At 46.0% G+C, this 15,314-nt stretch carries 15 protein-coding genes and 1 pseudogene; 6 read left to right on the top strand and 10 right to left on the bottom strand.

All coding sequences use genetic code 11. The annotated features are described in order from the left end of the window. Nucleotides 1-15 precede the first annotated feature (15 nt). From BGP75_RS10075 to BGP75_RS10055, 5 genes are all read right to left on the bottom strand, one after another. Nucleotides 16-1,191, bottom strand: coding sequence for a hypothetical protein (locus BGP75_RS10075; protein WP_198939334.1), 1,176 nt, complete (start codon nt 1,189-1,191; stop codon nt 16-18). A gap of 204 nt (nt 1,192-1,395) precedes the next feature. After that, nucleotides 1,396-2,550 carry an SPFH domain-containing protein gene (locus BGP75_RS10070; RefSeq protein WP_076718348.1) on the bottom strand — a complete coding sequence of 385 codons (1,155 nt, stop codon included), beginning with the start codon at nt 2,548-2,550 and terminating at the stop codon, nt 1,396-1,398. 236 nt (nt 2,551-2,786) lie between these two features. Continuing rightward, complete coding sequence (locus BGP75_RS10065; protein WP_076718346.1) at nt 2,787-3,194, bottom strand: GFA family protein; 408 nt, start codon at nt 3,192-3,194, stop codon at nt 2,787-2,789. Nucleotides 3,195-3,366: 172 nt separating this feature from the next. Beyond that, nucleotides 3,367-4,662: a DEAD/DEAH box helicase gene (locus BGP75_RS10060; RefSeq protein WP_076718344.1), complete on the bottom strand. Its 1,296-nt coding sequence runs from the start codon at nt 4,660-4,662 to the stop codon at nt 3,367-3,369. 9 nt (nt 4,663-4,671) lie between these two features. Then, nucleotides 4,672-6,279: an NAD(P)/FAD-dependent oxidoreductase gene (locus BGP75_RS10055; RefSeq protein ID WP_076718342.1), complete on the bottom strand. Its 1,608-nt coding sequence runs from the start codon at nt 6,277-6,279 to the stop codon at nt 4,672-4,674. A 403-nt stretch (nt 6,280-6,682) separates the two neighbouring features. On the opposite strand from BGP75_RS10055, the gene BGP75_RS10050 reads away from it, so the two are divergent. Continuing rightward, nucleotides 6,683-7,480 (top strand): CHAP domain-containing protein, encoded by a 798-nt coding sequence (locus BGP75_RS10050; RefSeq protein ID WP_076718340.1) that lies wholly within the window; start codon nt 6,683-6,685, stop codon nt 7,478-7,480. A 152-nt stretch (nt 7,481-7,632) separates the two neighbouring features. Here the strand turns inward: BGP75_RS10050 and BGP75_RS10045 are convergent, their stop codons facing one another. From BGP75_RS10045 to BGP75_RS10030, 5 genes are all read right to left on the bottom strand, one after another. Continuing rightward, entirely contained in the window at nt 7,633-8,028 is a 396-nt protein-coding gene (locus BGP75_RS10045; RefSeq protein WP_076718338.1) for a DUF2391 family protein, read from the bottom strand. Nucleotides 8,029-8,084: 56 nt separating this feature from the next. Next, the gene (locus BGP75_RS26790; RefSeq protein WP_143821033.1) at nt 8,085-8,351 is read right to left on the bottom strand and encodes a hypothetical protein; all 267 of its coding nucleotides are present in this window, start codon (nt 8,349-8,351) and stop codon (nt 8,085-8,087) included. Between the two features lie 54 nt (nt 8,352-8,405). Next, a complete protein-coding gene (locus BGP75_RS10040; protein WP_076718336.1) occupies nt 8,406-8,741 on the bottom strand; it encodes a hypothetical protein in 336 nt (111 codons plus the stop codon). Further along, nucleotides 8,741-9,217 (bottom strand): DM13 domain-containing protein, encoded by a 477-nt coding sequence (locus BGP75_RS10035; protein ID WP_076718334.1) that lies wholly within the window; start codon nt 9,215-9,217, stop codon nt 8,741-8,743. The genes BGP75_RS10040 and BGP75_RS10035 overlap by 1 nt, the downstream gene beginning before the upstream one ends. 272 nt (nt 9,218-9,489) lie before the next feature. Next, nucleotides 9,490-9,918, bottom strand: coding sequence for a CBS domain-containing protein (locus tag BGP75_RS10030; RefSeq protein WP_076718332.1), 429 nt, complete (start codon nt 9,916-9,918; stop codon nt 9,490-9,492). Between the two features lie 302 nt (nt 9,919-10,220). Between BGP75_RS10030 and BGP75_RS10025 the strand changes: the two are divergent. From BGP75_RS10025 to nuoF, 5 genes and pseudogenes are all read left to right on the top strand, one after another. Then, nucleotides 10,221-10,622: pseudogene (locus BGP75_RS10025) on the top strand (NADH-quinone oxidoreductase subunit A); the annotation flags it as partial. A 181-nt stretch (nt 10,623-10,803) separates the two neighbouring features. Next, nucleotides 10,804-11,436 carry an NADH-quinone oxidoreductase subunit B family protein gene (locus BGP75_RS10020; protein WP_076718328.1) on the top strand — a complete coding sequence of 211 codons (633 nt, stop codon included), beginning with the start codon at nt 10,804-10,806 and terminating at the stop codon, nt 11,434-11,436. Between the two features lie 115 nt (nt 11,437-11,551). Further along, entirely contained in the window at nt 11,552-13,315 is a 1,764-nt protein-coding gene (gene nuoC / locus BGP75_RS10015) for an NADH-quinone oxidoreductase subunit C/D (protein WP_076718326.1), read from the top strand. A gap of 87 nt (nt 13,316-13,402) precedes the next feature. Then, the gene (nuoE, locus tag BGP75_RS10010; protein ID WP_076718323.1) at nt 13,403-13,957 is read left to right on the top strand and encodes an NADH-quinone oxidoreductase subunit NuoE; all 555 of its coding nucleotides are present in this window, start codon (nt 13,403-13,405) and stop codon (nt 13,955-13,957) included. A 71-nt stretch (nt 13,958-14,028) separates the two neighbouring features. Then, nucleotides 14,029-15,303 (top strand): NADH-quinone oxidoreductase subunit NuoF, encoded by a 1,275-nt coding sequence (nuoF, locus tag BGP75_RS10005; protein ID WP_076718322.1) that lies wholly within the window; start codon nt 14,029-14,031, stop codon nt 15,301-15,303. Nucleotides 15,304-15,314 lie beyond the last annotated feature (11 nt).

The following is a 15,314-nucleotide window of genomic DNA, read 5'->3' as shown; positions in this document are numbered from 1 at the left end:
GGGTAATTGTTGAAGCTAGGGTAATTGCTGAAAGTGTTCATAGCCGAAGTAGCCACCTATACCCAGACCAACAACGACTAATACCGCAAGGGTTATTTTGACCCAACTCCAGGGCCTTTCTCCCTGAACCTCACCGGTTCTGGCATTAACCATAAAACGATAGACTTTTTTCTGGAACCGGTACGCACTTAACCAGACGGGTAATAGAATATGTTTAAAAGTAACATTGCTATGCTGTGTTTTTACCGAGGAAATCCGCTGTTCATCACCACCAATATGCCGCCTAATCGTCTCTCGAATAGTATCGCTCATAATCACTTTGGCGTTCTCAAACCCTTTAGCTAAATCAATATGATAGCTTTCGGCTTTAAAACCACTGAGATAATCATCTTTATAGCTGACCAAATTATGCAGATCCCAGGGCTCCAATTCTTCTGCATATTTTTTGGGGAGCGATTCACTGGCCAGAACAAGAACATCATCAAATTCATTGGTGACGGTACCAGAAACAGAATACCAGCGAGTTTTCCTGACCTGGGTGGTATAGGTTTCCCTATCACCATCAGAGTTGGTGCGGGTTCTCGTTTCCGTCACATAGTAATAGATCCCTCGCTGTCCGGTGTAAAAACTCAGTGTATCCGAATCATAAGTCCAGTAGGGCACGTAAATACCGTTAACAGCTACATCTAATCGGGCTTTTCGTTTAAGACTACTGGGCGCAAACCATAAATCTTTTAGCCAGTCTGTATACTTCTGCTTTGCCGTTTGACGGGTGATAGCAAAGGGCAGCAATGAACGGGGTTTCAATACTTTGACCGATTGCGCTGTAGTCACGATTTCCGTGTCACAAAACAAACAGTTTTGAGAAACAATATTGGCTTCTGATGTCGCTTCCGCCCCGCAATTACCGCATTTAACCACCAGCCTTTCTTCTGTCGATTCCTGCTGCAGCACATCCTTTAAATAGCTATTGAAATCAAGTTCTTCAATATCATCTTCAGTGCGGGGAATATCATTTCTGTGGTCACAATACTCACAGATCAGAGATTCGGTTCCTGGGCTATAGGTCAGTTTGGCACCACATTGCCGACACTTAAATTCGCTGGAACTAACCGTCTCAACTGATGCCGACAGTTCACCCTGGTTATCTTGCGGAGACAGTTCAGGTGGAAGAGGAGGTATCGGTGGCATACTAGAGGCTTCCAGGAAAAATACTGTGAACCCAGCCACTCTATGCAGTGGCTAGGGATAAGACTTTGATCAACCTGAGGGTTAAGTAGCAAGCGAAACCATAATGACTTCAACTTTCTGCTGTCACCCCACATAAGGCCCATCTGAATATTAGCCAGATTCAAAGCATCAAAACAAAAGGCATCAGAACCAAGCCTCTTCAGGCTATTGCGGAGGTAAAGGCGGCGGCATTGAGGCAAATAACGACTTCACCTCGTCCACTTCTGTTGCTTTCGCCCAATTGCTCATACCCTCGCACCATACTAGAGATTCCCGGGTTAGTGAGCCTTTGCTTACCAGCGATTTCATTTCACTTAGAGCCATCGGCCCCTGCGATTGGCCATTAACAGCAACATGAAACATTTTCTGCTGAGGGAACGGTGGTGGTGATGGTGCGGTTGTTTGATTGGACTGAGACTCACCTGATCGGGATTGCTGATACTGGGATTCATTTGGTTGAGACTGATTTTGCATACTTTGTCCCATCTGATTCGCCATAGCGAATCCCATCCCCATACCCATTCCACCGCCGGCCATCCCCGATGGATTTTCCGCGGCCTTTTCCATGGCGTTGGCAGTCTGGAACTGGGTATATTGGTGAAGATTGCCAATAATTCCCATACTCGTTCTTTTGTCCAGAACCTCTTCTACTGCAGGCGGCAAAGAAATGTTTTCCACCAGCATTTTAGTAACATCCAAACCATAGGCCAGGAAATCAGGGTGGATCTGCTTACCAATATATTCGCCAAGTTCATCATAGTTGGCAGCCATATCCAACACCGGTATCTTGGATTCACCAATAATGTCTGCAAAACGGGAAACAATCAGATTTCTTAGCTGATCAGTTATTTCATCAGTAGTGAAATGGCCGTCAGTACCCACTATTTCTTTAATAAAAGTCTCGGCGCTGTTCACCTTTATGGCGTAGGTGCCGAATGCGCGAATTCTTAGGGGCCCAAACTCGGGATCTCTTAAAGTAACAGGATTCTTGGTACCCCATTTCAGATTGGTAAAATTTCGGGTATTTACAAAATAGACTTCTGCCTTAAAGGGACTGTGAAAGCCATATTTCCAGCCTTTTAAAGTCGATAAAACAGGAAGATTACTGGTTTCCAACTCATAGTTACCGGGCTCAAAAATATCTGCAATTTGACCCTTATCGATAAAAACTGCGATCTGAGACTCGCGAACGATGAGCTTTGCTCCCATCTTTATCTCATTTTCATACCGCTCAAAACGATAGACCATAGTATCGCGGCTATCATCAGTCCATTCGACGATATCAATAAATTCGCCGCCTAACTTGTCAAAAAAGCTCACTATTCTATCCCTCTACTGTAAATACCGGTTTGACCTCAGAGCCCGCTGAAAACCTGCCCCCCCCCCATCTGTAGATTCTACAATACCCTAAAACCTAAGCAATAAGCCCTATTTTCCCTATCCTTGACTACAGAAACCCTTATCTAAAGGACCTTTATACAGAGGCATTTTTTTATAGGTTTTAAAATTAAGAGCCCTGAGATCACTCAGCCTCAGAAAGCTAAGATCATACTCACTTAATTACGCCCTGGTTCAAATCCGTCATACCTTGGTATGTCTGCATCGAGGTCATCCCAGCCAGCTTTTGAGGAAACAAAGTTGTGAGAAAGAGGTTTCTCATCAATTTCTGAGTCCAGAATACCAAGCCGTATGCGGATACGGCGGGGATCACTCTCATTGGAACTATAAACCGGAGAACCGCAAGCTGAACAAAAATGCCGAAAGCGTCCAGGCTTAAAAGTGAAAGTACTCAGCCGCTCAGCGCCTTGCACAATCTCAAAATGAGCGGTTTGCACAAAACCGTTAGTCGCATAAGCCGTTCCACTGGACTTTCGACAAAGAGAACAGTGGCAATGAATGATGTCACTGATAGGGCCGTTTATGTCGATAGACACGGCACCACACAAACACTTTCCACTATACATAGGGTAATCTGTCCTTCTGATATCATCGGGCTACTGATTGTATTTAGCCGCTGTTGTTGTAAAAAATCAGATGTAAAAGATCAGTTGTAAGTGATCGGTTTTAAGCAATCACTGTTTTAAACAACCGGATCTTATTCTGCTTGCCGTTAATCTAGGTAGACTTATAGATTGATTAACGCTTGCGCTTAGCCGGTTTCTTACCCAAGGCTCGATCTCTTGCTCTCTGCTTTTGAGCTGCGCGACTATTTTTTCGTGAAGGTTTCACCTCTTTGGTAAAATCAGGCTCATAGCCAGGTAGCCATTGTTGAGGAAGACTGGTGTCGAGTATCGCTTCCACTTCTTCTAACAGGTAGTTTTCATCAGCACTTAGCAATGAGACCGCTAACCCGGAACCACCAGCCCGACCAGTACGACCAATACGATGGATATAGTCTTCGGCATTGAACGGCAATTCATAGTTGATTACATATTTGAGCTGATCAATATCCAGTCCCCTTGCCGCAACGTCAGTCGCAACAAGCGCTCTAATATGGCCTTGCCTGAAGTCTTCCAGTGCCCTTTCCCGTGCTCCCTGAGATTTATCACCGTGGATCGATTGAGTTTTCAGCCCATCCTTGCACATCTCGCTGGCCAGATTATCGGCCCCCTGTTTCGTTCGGGTAAAAATCAATACCTGATGCCAGTTACGTGCACCAATCATATGAGAAACCAGTTCACGCTTTCGATCAGCATCCACAGCATAGACTATCTGCTCTACCTGAATCGCTGCTGTGTTACGCGCATCCACCTCAATCAAAACTGGCGACCTTAACAAGGTCTTACTCAGATCGAACACTTGCTGATCAAAGGTCGCGGAGAACAGCAGCGTCTGACGTTCAGAGGGAACTGATTTTAGAATCCGCTTGATCTCAATGATAAAGCCCATATCCAGCATACGGTCTGCTTCATCGAACACCAAATGCTCAATCTGACTTAAATTGACCGCCCCCCTGCTGATTAAATCCAGCAACCGCCCCGGTGTCGCCACCAGAATATCAACCCCTTCGCCAAGCTCCTTGATCTGAGTATTGACACTGGCACCACCGTATACCAGAGCTGATCGCAAGAGGCTGTACTTGCCATAATGGACAAAGCTCCTATATACCTGTTGCGCCAGTTCACGAGTGGGAGTAAGCACCAAAGCACGGACAGGATGATCTGAGACAGTTGACCTATTAACATTGATGTCAGCATCTGCACTTTCCGTCGCCATTTTTTCGGCATTAACAGGCAAACAACTCAGCTGCTGCAAAACAGGCAGGGCAAACGCGGCCGTTTTACCGGTACCGGTCTGAGCCCCGGCCATAATGTCTTTCTGCTCCAATATTGTCGGTATAGTAGCCGCTTGAATCGGGGTCGGTTCAGTGTAACCTTTCTCCGACAGGGCTTTTAATAACTGCGGATTAAGACCTAACTCGGAAAAATCCATATTAATGTGTTATCCCCTATCGCCATTGATGCTCAACGCAATAGCTTCAGCGATTTTAATACCATCAATAGCGGCCGACATAATACCACCTGCATAACCAGCTCCTTCACCTGCTGGATATAACCCTTGAGTATTGACACTCTGTAAGTCACCGCCCCGCTTGATAACAACAGGTGACGAGGTTCGAGTTTCAACCCCCGTAAGCAAAGCATCATCTTTGGCAAAACCTTTAATTTTCTTATTGAAGGCAGGGATTGCTTCGCGAATCGCTTCAATACAAAAGTCCGGCAATGCATCAGAAAGATTGGTCAATTTAATGCCCGGCTTAAATGATGGAATAACGGAACCCAATTTTTCCGAACGATCCCCTTTCAGGAAATCTCCTACTTTCTGGGCCGGGGCATCATAGTTTTCTCCCCCCATCAGATAGGCTTTACTTTCAAGTTGACGCTGAAATTCAACACCAGCCAAAGGGTTTCCAGGGTAATCCGAAGGGTCAATTCCAACCACTATAGCGCTATTGGCGTTACGCTCCTGTCGTGAGTACTGACTCATTCCATTAGTAACGACACGCTGTTCCTCGGAAGTAGCTGCTACGACAGTCCCCCCCGGGCACATACAAAAACTGTAAACAGAGCGTCCATTTTTGCAATGATGTACCAGTTTGTAATCAGCAGATCCCAAAATGGGATGACCAGCATTTTTGCCAAACTGGGCTTTGTCGATTAAAGATTGTTCATGCTCAATTCGAAACCCTACCGAAAAAGGTTTAGCTTCCATATGGACATTTTTGTCATATAACATTTGAAAGGTATCACGGGCGCTATGACCAATCGCCAGAACAATATGCCGTGAACGGATCGTCTCACCATTTGCCAGGCTGATGCCGGTCACCTGCCCCTCTTCAACATGAATGTCGTCAACGCGAGAACCAAACCGAACTTCCCCCCCCAGGGCGATAATTTTTGCCCGCATTTTTTCCACCATCGACACCAATCGAAAGGTTCCAATATGGGGTTTACTGACATACATGATTTCTTCTGGCGCACCGGCTTCAACAAATTCCGATAAGACCTTACGGCCGTACAATTTAGGATCTTTTATCTGGGTTGATAATTTGCCATCGGAGAAAGTGCCGGCACCACCTTCACCGAACTGAACATTGGATTCAGTGTTGAGTTTTTTTTCACGCCAGAATCCGAATGTGTCCTTGGTCCGCTGCCGCACTTCTTTCCCGCGTTCAAGGATAAGCGGTTTGTAACCCATTTGCGCCAACACCAGTCCAGCCAGTAAACCACAGGGGCCAAAACCTATGATGACAGGACGCTGCTGTAGATCAGCAGGAGCCTGCGCAACAAATTTATACTCCATATCAGGCGCGACCCGAATAGATTGGCTACCGGAAAACTTTTCCAGCAGCTGATCATTAATCCGGGTTTCTATATCGAGAGTGTAAATCAGTGTGATGCTGTTTTTTTTACGAGCATCGTATCCACGTCGACGTATTTCATAAGCTATCAGTTGCTCAGAGGTTATTTCTAAACAGGTTAAAATAGCGCTGACCAACGCTTGCTCATCATGGTCAAGCGGCAACTTAATATTTGAAACACGTATCATTTAATAAAAACCCGAAAAATAACTGAAAATAGCGCAGACGGACCATTTTACTGCATTTCTTCAACCGATGTTATAAGGGGACCAGTTATCTCCAACGCATCCACACAGTTAAAAAAAAACGATGAAGCAGTTGAGCAAAAAACCTCAGAAAAAGTCGAGCGCTATGGATATCTGCCGTGAAATCCTGAACCGGTTTCAGTCAGCCCCTCGCATCACAGACTGTCTATACTTAGCAATACGTTTCTACAGTTTCAAACAGGCCGACGTACTCCGCCTATCAACATATCAAATGCTTATTCAGGGTATAAGCGATGACTGCTAACCCAAACTTGCTTAGAGAATCAGACAGGAGAGAGTATTTATCTGGATAAATAACAACCCTGAGACTTAAAAGGAGAAACTGATGCCTTCTACATTACGCAGACTCGATGCTGATCAACAGGTCGTTCATTTACAACATCTACTGTCATCCCACGGATACTTCGAGGGGAAACTTCCCTCCCATGGAATTTTTGAAGATACCACCCATGATAATGTCGTCCTTTTCCAGTTACAGCATATCGATAAAGAGAAACGCCCATTGAAGCCAGATGGTGTTGTCGGTAACAAAACCTGGTGGGCTCTGAACAACCCAAGCGGAAGTGCCCAGAAGAACAGCTTCCTCCCGAGTATCCCAGAAAACTTAACAGCAAAACGGCGGCAATTGCTGGACTTAATATTTGAAGAACATGCAAAGCCTGTATTTGAAGTTCCCGATGGATCTAACCGTAGTGTAGATATTGATGAGTATTGGGGAGACACCGGTGTTATCGGAAAAGCCTGGTGTTGTGCATTTGTTTCATGGTCATTAAAGGAGATAATGGGGGAATACCCTATCGGTGATAAACACCACTTAGGGGTGCAAGCCGTGTGGAAAATAGCCCGTCAGGCTGGTATGGAGACAAGGACTCCCAAACCAGGGGACATCTTTATCCAGATAAAATCAGGAGGAAAAGGACACACAGGATTTGTAGTGGGTATATCAGATGATGATAAATCAATTTACACAGGTGAGGGAAATTGCGGCAACCGGCTGAAAATTGGTTTACGAAAAAAGTCCACCATTAATCACTTTGTAGACTGTATCGCAGATGGCCAGTCACAAAATTTCAGCCGAAGCAGATTCGATGTTGAGTCAGTCAATCAGCATGGAACACGATAAGAAAGCGATAGCGGTTGAAAAACTATCGTCGTCAATGCACTGGTCCGACCATTTCTTACACCGTATCGACTTTTAACCGGGTTAGCTGCACATTATCATCCATTTTTATCAAACAGACTGACCCCACTAATTAAACTTCCTTAAGGAACTGCTTATTCCTTATCAAAACTATCAACAATAATCGCCCCCATAGAGGCTGGCATGGTTATGACAATCAACCGCTTTAATGCGATACCAGGTTCTGTAAGGAGAGGAAATTTATTAAGTGAAAATAACACAAGTGCTACCACTAATACTGCTATCATATATGCAATGATTATTCGGATAACAAAAGCTGAAACTCTATACTTTATATTTGCCTGAAACACACTTTCATATGCAAAAAAACTTAGAAAAAGAACAGAAAGAACAAAGATAAAGAGAAGGTTTGTTAAAGGCAGAGTTTCCCCTAGTTTCCAAGCCTCTTCAGAAAACGAAATAGGTACAGCTAGAGCAAACGCCCCAATAGTGACTTGACTTGCATCTTCCAGGTTAAAGCTCAGATTCATACTTGTCTACCGGCACCTGTATTACAATGAATTTGTAGCGAGAATCATACGACTTCTTACAAGCGACAGACCCTTTCCCTGGCTGCCATTGAACGATAACAGTTTGCCGAAGGCAAGTGCCAGGATGACAGACGACTATTCCGGGAGTCATGAAACATCTGCTTATCAAGGATACAAACTTCTGTATTTAGCAGCATCATCGTCGCCCATTTCAATCGTCCCTTACGCATAAAACTGGCAAAATATGACCAACGATCACGATAAAAATACGATGGACGTGATACCGAGATCAAAACTGCTATTTGCGCAGCTTCATCAAGCACAACATAACCTGGGGACTTGCAGCACAAGAGTATCGTACAAATAAAAAATATATTCTACTGACTATTCCTGCACTTTTGCGTTTTTAACCAAAAAACCTCTTGGCACTGACTAATAAACGACTTCCGTATCGGGGTTATTTTTACAGTCGATGAATCCATCACCTCATAGCTGATCCAACACTCTGGACATACTTCAGATAATTGGAGTGTTTCATCAAACTCCACACAGTATTTCAAAGTAACACCATTGGAAAAATAAAACAGAACTTCAGTACTATTTACAGTCATGCCCTGGTCGCAGTAGGACAGATCTTTTTCTACTTTATCAATAATACGCAATTTTTCATTATTACTTTTTATAGCTTCTATATAGGTAAATAAATTATTCATTATTGGTACTTTGCAGACGTAATAAACTCACCAAAAGTTTCACACCATATAATAATGGTATTATAACGGGATGGATCAATGTCAGGAGGTACTGCTACAACAAAGTTATTAAAGGTCTTAACCTCTCCGACATGAGCCATAGTTGTCTTCAATCGTTTAAAGTCAGCTTCGGTCTCGACGAATTCAGTTGATAGGTAAAGCTTGTAATCTGGACCTGGGGCAACTTCACCCATTAAAGTGATGTACGTTGAACCGATTGTAACTTTACCTTCTCCCCAATGAAGTGCATCGCTATCCATCAGATCTTTTCTGAAATTGGCAGAATACTGAGCTTGCGAGGACATTTCCTTGATTTCAGATTCACTGGGAGCAGGCGGCGCGATAAGAATGGGCAGAGCGTAGATCCCTGCTCCAAATCCAACAACACCCACCAGCAGGTGTGTCACGACAAGTAATATTAAGAATCGCTTTTTCACAATATTTCCAATGTAGGTTCGTCTGACGCCTCAAACATAATCTCAGCTTTTCTGCATTTGAATGCTCCAACCAACCTAAATCAGCTTAAAGCATAAGATCTCTGCAATACCACCAGTATTGTTAAGGAAACCGTTGAATAAATCCTATTCAGCTAAGGAGCCTTCGCATTAAATCCATTATTTTTTAAGCAAACTCCAGAATGGCTAAATGCGCGAAAGACAGCGTAGCGGAATGATGAGTCCTTTCCAAGCGATAAGACCAGGCAGCTAGCCTAAGCCCTGCCGTGGGCTCCCTCTCCCGTATGCTCATCAAAATCGTAAATAACTTTTAGAATATCCGGACAACTTAAAATACCCACCAGTTTGCCGTTATCCATCACCGGTATCGAACGGCGCCAGCCCTTTTTGGTAATATTATCCGCCACATCGACGATATCATCATTGGGGCTGATGGTTAGTACCTCCGTTTGCATGTAATCTCCCACGGTACCACCAACCTCTTCATAATAACTACCATGAAGAATTCGTTTCAGACAATCCCACTCCGACAGAATGCCGATGACGTTACCTTCTTTATCGAGTACGGGTGCGCCTGAGATCTTACGCTCTAACATCGTACCAATGGCTTGAAACAAATCGGTATCTGCTGTAAATGTCATTACATAGTCTGTCATATAGTCGCTGACTTTTACGGATCTCATGTCCTTTCCCCTTTACTTACCGGCGGCTCTCCTCATTTATTTATTGCGAAAACCGACTCTGTTTTAAATGGATCGTTGTACATCAGACTAAGTCATTATAAGCGTAGACCCTGATATCCAGCCACTGCAACTAACTATGTGTTTTTTCGATAAAAGTAGATTAGTAGGGTTGATTTCTTTTCATTTTGAAATCTTCGCCTAGACTTTCTTGGTGTGAGCACTGAAGTGGCCGTGTTTACCGTCGCAGTCGATCTTGGAGCCAATAAGAAGGGATCCCGGTCTGAAGGTGAACGATAGAGGGGATGGTCTTGAACGAATTAAGCACACAACTTACTGATGTCTGGCCATTAGCCGCCTATTTTATGGTGGTACTGTTGTTGGTACTGTTTATTCTCACCCTCTCTCATCTGTTGGGGCAAAAACACAAAGAGCCAGCAACGGGTGAACCCTTTGAGTCAGGAGTCGTACATATTGGCAGTGCTCAGATTCGTTTCTCGGCACCCTATTTTCTGATTGCCATTCTGTTCGTTATCTTCGATCTCGAAGCTGCTTTTATTTATGCGTGGGCAGTTGCATTTCGGGAAACGGGCTGGCCCGGTTATTTAGAAGTTCTGGTATTTATTATTATCCTTGGTTTGGCTTTGGTCTATCTGTGGAAACTGGGGGTTCTTGATTGGGGACCACAGGGACGCTCCAATCGCAGAGAGGCACCGTTACAGGGAAGAAGCGGTATTCTCGAAGGACGCCCGGCCCCTGTTCGCGGAGCAGGAGATGGAATAACAGCAGCCAGTTCAACTTTTACAGTTTCTAAATCAAATACTGATACCTCCTTGTCATCTGCTTCTGTTGCATCCCCCCCATCTGAGAACAAGGATTAGAACCGCTATGGACTGGAAACTGCAATCACCTGATGAATCAATAATTGCCTCAAGCGGGTCGGTGGAGGAAGAGGTCCGTCGCAATACGATTCTAACTGGCTTAGAGGATATGGTGGCCTGGGGCCGGAAGAACTCGGTCTGGCCATTCAATTTCGGGCTTTCATGCTGCTACGTTGAAATGGCTACAGCCTTTACCAGTCGTCATGATATTGCGCGTTTTGGTTCTGAGGTAATTCGTGGAACCCCCCGAGAAGCAGACTTGATTGTTATTTCAGGAACCGTATTCAGAAAGATGGCTCCCGTGGTTCAGAGGCTCTACGAACAGTTGATGGAACCCCGATGGGTTATATCCATGGGTTCCTGCGCTAACTCGGGGGGCATGTACGATATCTATTCCGTAGTGCAGGGTGTCGACAAATTTTTGCCGGTCGATGTTTATGTTCCCGGCTGCCCTCCCAGACCGGAAGCACTGCTTCAGGGGTTAACCCTGTTACAGGAATCAATCGGAACCGAACGTCGTCCACTCAGCTGGGTGGTCGGTGATCAAGGGGTTTACAAGATGGAAAAGCCAGCTCAACGGGACCTTAAACAGCCTGAACGAAGTCAGGCTACGGGACTAAAAACACCAGATCAGGTTTAACACGGAATAGAAGTTGACCATCGTTACTGAGCCAGTTGAATATGACGTATTACCCGGCCCTTAGGACCCATTAGCATATACCAGGTATCAAACCGATATAGGCAGACGAAATTCAATGGACCAGATAGTCGCCAACCAAGTCTCCGGTATACAGGCTGAATTGCTGCAACAGTTCGGCGATAACTGTCTGCAGCCGCAATACACTGCCGATGAGATATCTACGCTCTGGGTCGATAGAACGAGACTGTTACAGGTCTTACACTATCTCAAGCTTGAGGTTGAAGGTCCCTTTCTTTGTCTGTACGACCTCTGCGGGATTGATGAACGAGTACGAACCCATCGAACCGATCAGCCCGAATCAGATTTTACCGTTGTATATCATTTACTTTCCTATGATCGTAACGATGATGTCCGACTAAAGGTTGCGCTGATGGAAAATGATCTGGACATCAGCACCATCACTTCTCTTTGGCCTGCTGCTAACTGGTATGAATGTGAAGTCTGGGATATGTTCGGTATTAATTTTCACGGACACCCTAACCAGCGCCGAATACTCACCCCTCCCACATGGACAGGTCATCCCCTGCGTAAAGAGCATCCTGCCCGGGCAACAGAGATGGAACCCTTCAGTCTCCCCAGCGAAAAACAAGAAAAAGAACAGGAAGCCCTGAAATTTAAACCTGAGTACTGGGGTATGAAACGCCAGGGTGAGGACACAGACTTTATGTTCCTCAATCTGGGACCCAATCATCCCAGTGTTCACGGGGTTTTTCGAATTATATTACAGCTGGACGGTGAACATATTATCGACGCAGTGCCAGAGATTGGCTACCACCACCGAGCGGCAGAGAAAATGGGAGAACGCCAGTCCTGGCATAGTTTCATTCCCTATACCGATCGAATCGATTATCTCGGAGGGGTGATGAACAACCTGCCCTACGTGCTAGCGGTAGAAAAGCTCGCAGGTATCCAGGTACCCGATAGGGTTAAAACTATCCGGGTGATGATGGCTGAACTTTTCCGTATCGCCAGTCACTTGGTTTTCTACGGCACCTTTGCCCAGGACGTAGGTCAGCTCTCTCCTGTTTTTTATATGTTTATCGATCGGGAAAAACTGTTCGGCATTATCGAAGCCTTTACCGGAGCACGAATGCATCCAAGCTGGTTTCGAATTGGCGGTGTCGCGCAGGATCTCCCTAAGGGTTGGGATCAGAAGATTCGGGAGTTTATTGACTATTTGCCTGCTCGTCTGGACGAATATGAGCGCATGGTCATGGATAACAGCCTACTTAAGCGCAGAACCGTTGGCGTTGGTGATTACACAACAGCAGAAGCCATTGAATGGGGTGTTACCGGCCCCGGTCTGAGAGCCACCGGTCTTAATTGGGATTGGCGTAAGCATCGCCCTTATTCCGGCTACGAAAATTTTGAATTTGAAATCCCAACCGGTAATCGAGGCGATTGTTACGACCGCTGCCGGGTAAGAGTGGACGAAATGCGCCAGAGCCTCAGAATTATCAGACAGTGTCTGAACAATATGCCCGAAGGCCCTTACAAAGCAGATCACCCTCTGACAACCCCTCCACCCAAAGCCCGGACTATGAAAGATATTGAAACGCTGATCGACCACTTTTTAGGGGTTAGCTGGGGACCGGTAATTCCTGCCGGGGAAGCCAGTATCGGCGTCGAAGCGACCAAGGGTAATAACAGCTATTATCTGATTAGCGACGGCAGCACCATGTCATACCGCACCCGAATTCGCACCCCTTCATTTGCGCATCTTCAAATGATTCCGCTAATCAGTAGGGGTCTGATGATTGCAGATCTGATTGCAATTATCGCCAGTATCGATTTTGTAATGGCAGACGTAGATAGGTGAACAATGTGCAAACATACCAGTTGTGCATTTTTGGCACTGATAAGCAGCTGTTAACACTAAAGGTTTAGATTATGGAGGCCTTGGCTAATGTCCGCTAGCAGTGTTCAAACCTTGCATGTTAACGAGCTAAGCACTGAGGAACGTCGCGAGATTGAGGCTGAATGTGCTCACTATCCTCAGCGCCGTGCTGCGGCTATTGAAGGACTAAAGGTTGTACAAAAATACCGAGGTTGGGTTTCCGACAGCAGTATTGAGGCGCTTGCCCGATTTCTGCAAATGCCTGCGGGAGAATTAGAAGGAGTTGCAACTTTTTACAATCTGATCTTCCGTCAACCGGTGGGTAAACACGTAATAATGCTTTGCGACAGTGTCTGCTGCTGGATTAAAGGTAGCGACAAAATGAGGCAGCACCTTACCCACACCCTTGGTATTCAACCTGGAGAAACCACCCCCGACGGATTGATAACCCTGTTGCCTATTGTCTGCCTGGGCGACTGTGATCGTGCACCAACCCTGATGATCGATGACCAGCAACACGGAAACCTGACGACTGAAAAAGTTGACGAACTCATTGCGGCTATTCAAAACACGTCATCCGCTAAAAAAAATCCACCAAAGTCAAAGGAGACGAAGCATGACTAATTTGGTGGATAGCTTTTCAGGTCTTTGTTGCTTGACTTTTAAACGACCGACCCCGGTGACAGGAGCTAGTCATGGATAAGCCCCTGACAGCAGACATTCGCCCGGATCGCCGTCCTCTGTCCCTAAAAGAGTATCGGGCGACTGGCGGCTACAGAGGGCTGGAGAAAGCCCTGAAAAACTTAACTCCTGATCAAGTCATAGCAGAGGTCAAGGCCTCCAACCTCAGAGGACGCGGCGGGGCAGGATTTCCAGCGGGCCTTAAATGGAGTTTTATGCCTCGGGGCGAAGATGCACCGCAGCCGCGATACTTGGTCTGTAACGCAGATGAAATGGAACCTGGTACCTTTAAAGACCGGCTATTAATGGAAGGAAACCCTCACCAGCTAATAGAAGGTATGGCAGTCACTGCCTACGCTCTGGGCGCTAAAATAGCCTTTATATTCCTGCGGGCAGAGTACAGCACAGCTGCCAGAAATATTGAAAAAGCCCTCCATGAGGCCTATGACTCAGGCTATCTGGGCAGCAATGTACTGGGATCTGAATTTGGACTGGAACTTTACCTGCATACCAGCGCCGGACGCTATATCTGTGGAGAAGAAACAGCCCTGATCAACTCTCTCGAAGGCAAACGAGCCAATCCAAGAGCCAAACCTCCCTTCCCTCAGGTCAGCGGCCTGTTCGGCCAGCCTACCGTCGTCAATAACTGTGAAACACTCTGCAACATCAGCCATATCATTGATAAAGGCGCCGACTGGTTTAAAGGTCTGGGACGTGGTGAGGACAGCGGCACCAAGATATTTGGCGCTACCGGAAACGTCAAACGGACAGGCTTGTGGGAGCTTCCTATGGGAACACCCATCCGTGAGATATTTGAAGACTGTGCTGGCGGCATGGAAGAAGGTTATCAGATGCGAGGATTCCTGCCCGGCGGCGCATCCACCGATTTCCTGTTACCCGAACATCTGGATCTGGCGTTTGACTACGATGTTATCGGTAAGGCGGGCAGCCGCATGGGTACAGGGTCGTTGATCATTCTCGACAACAAAACCTGCCCCGTTGCCATGGTTAAAAATCTCACCCACTTTTTTGCTCAGGAATCCTGTGGCTGGTGTACACCCTGCCGTGATGGTCTTCCCTGGGCGGAACAACTGCTGGACAAAATAGAACAGGGCAAAGGGACGATGGAAGATCTGGAAACACTGGCCTGGCAATGCACGTTTATGGGACCCGGAAATACCTTCTGTGCCCTGGCCCCAGGAGCTGCTGAACCGATTCAGAGTGCGTTGAGGTATTTCCGCGAAGATTTTGAACGTCATATTCATGAAGGTCAGTGCCCCTGGCACTGATGAGGCCCAAA

It is taken from the genome of Motiliproteus sp. MSK22-1 (genome assembly GCF_001968815.1).
GTDB lineage: Bacteria > Pseudomonadota > Gammaproteobacteria > Pseudomonadales > Balneatricaceae > Motiliproteus.
The sequence above is the reverse complement of the archived record's forward strand: the minus strand, read 5'-3'. Positions and strand labels throughout refer to the sequence as shown.

Bases quoted from the DNA above. Each gene is read 5' to 3' on its own strand.
- BGP75_RS10075 (WP_198939334.1), bottom strand. From the start codon at position 1,191: ATGCCACCGATACCTCCTCTTCCACCTGAACTGTCTCCGCAAGATAAC.
- BGP75_RS10065 (WP_076718346.1), bottom strand. From the start codon at position 3,194: ATGTATAGTGGAAAGTGTTTGTGTGGTGCCGTGTCTATCGACATAAAC.
- BGP75_RS10060 (WP_076718344.1), bottom strand. From the start codon at position 4,662: ATGGATTTTTCCGAGTTAGGTCTTAATCCGCAGTTATTAAAAGCCCTG.
- BGP75_RS10055 (WP_076718342.1), bottom strand. From the start codon at position 6,279: ATGATACGTGTTTCAAATATTAAGTTGCCGCTTGACCATGATGAGCAA.
- BGP75_RS10050 (WP_076718340.1), top strand. From the start codon at position 6,683: ATGCCTTCTACATTACGCAGACTCGATGCTGATCAACAGGTCGTTCAT.
- BGP75_RS10045 (WP_076718338.1), bottom strand. From the start codon at position 8,028: ATGAATCTGAGCTTTAACCTGGAAGATGCAAGTCAAGTCACTATTGGG.
- BGP75_RS10040 (WP_076718336.1), bottom strand. From the start codon at position 8,741: ATGAATAATTTATTTACCTATATAGAAGCTATAAAAAGTAATAATGAA.
- BGP75_RS10030 (WP_076718332.1), bottom strand. From the start codon at position 9,918: ATGAGATCCGTAAAAGTCAGCGACTATATGACAGACTATGTAATGACA.
- BGP75_RS10020 (WP_076718328.1), top strand. From the start codon at position 10,804: ATGGACTGGAAACTGCAATCACCTGATGAATCAATAATTGCCTCAAGC.
- nuoC (WP_076718326.1), top strand. From the start codon at position 11,552: ATGGACCAGATAGTCGCCAACCAAGTCTCCGGTATACAGGCTGAATTG.
- nuoE (WP_076718323.1), top strand. From the start codon at position 13,403: ATGTCCGCTAGCAGTGTTCAAACCTTGCATGTTAACGAGCTAAGCACT.
- nuoF (WP_076718322.1), top strand. From the start codon at position 14,029: ATGGATAAGCCCCTGACAGCAGACATTCGCCCGGATCGCCGTCCTCTG.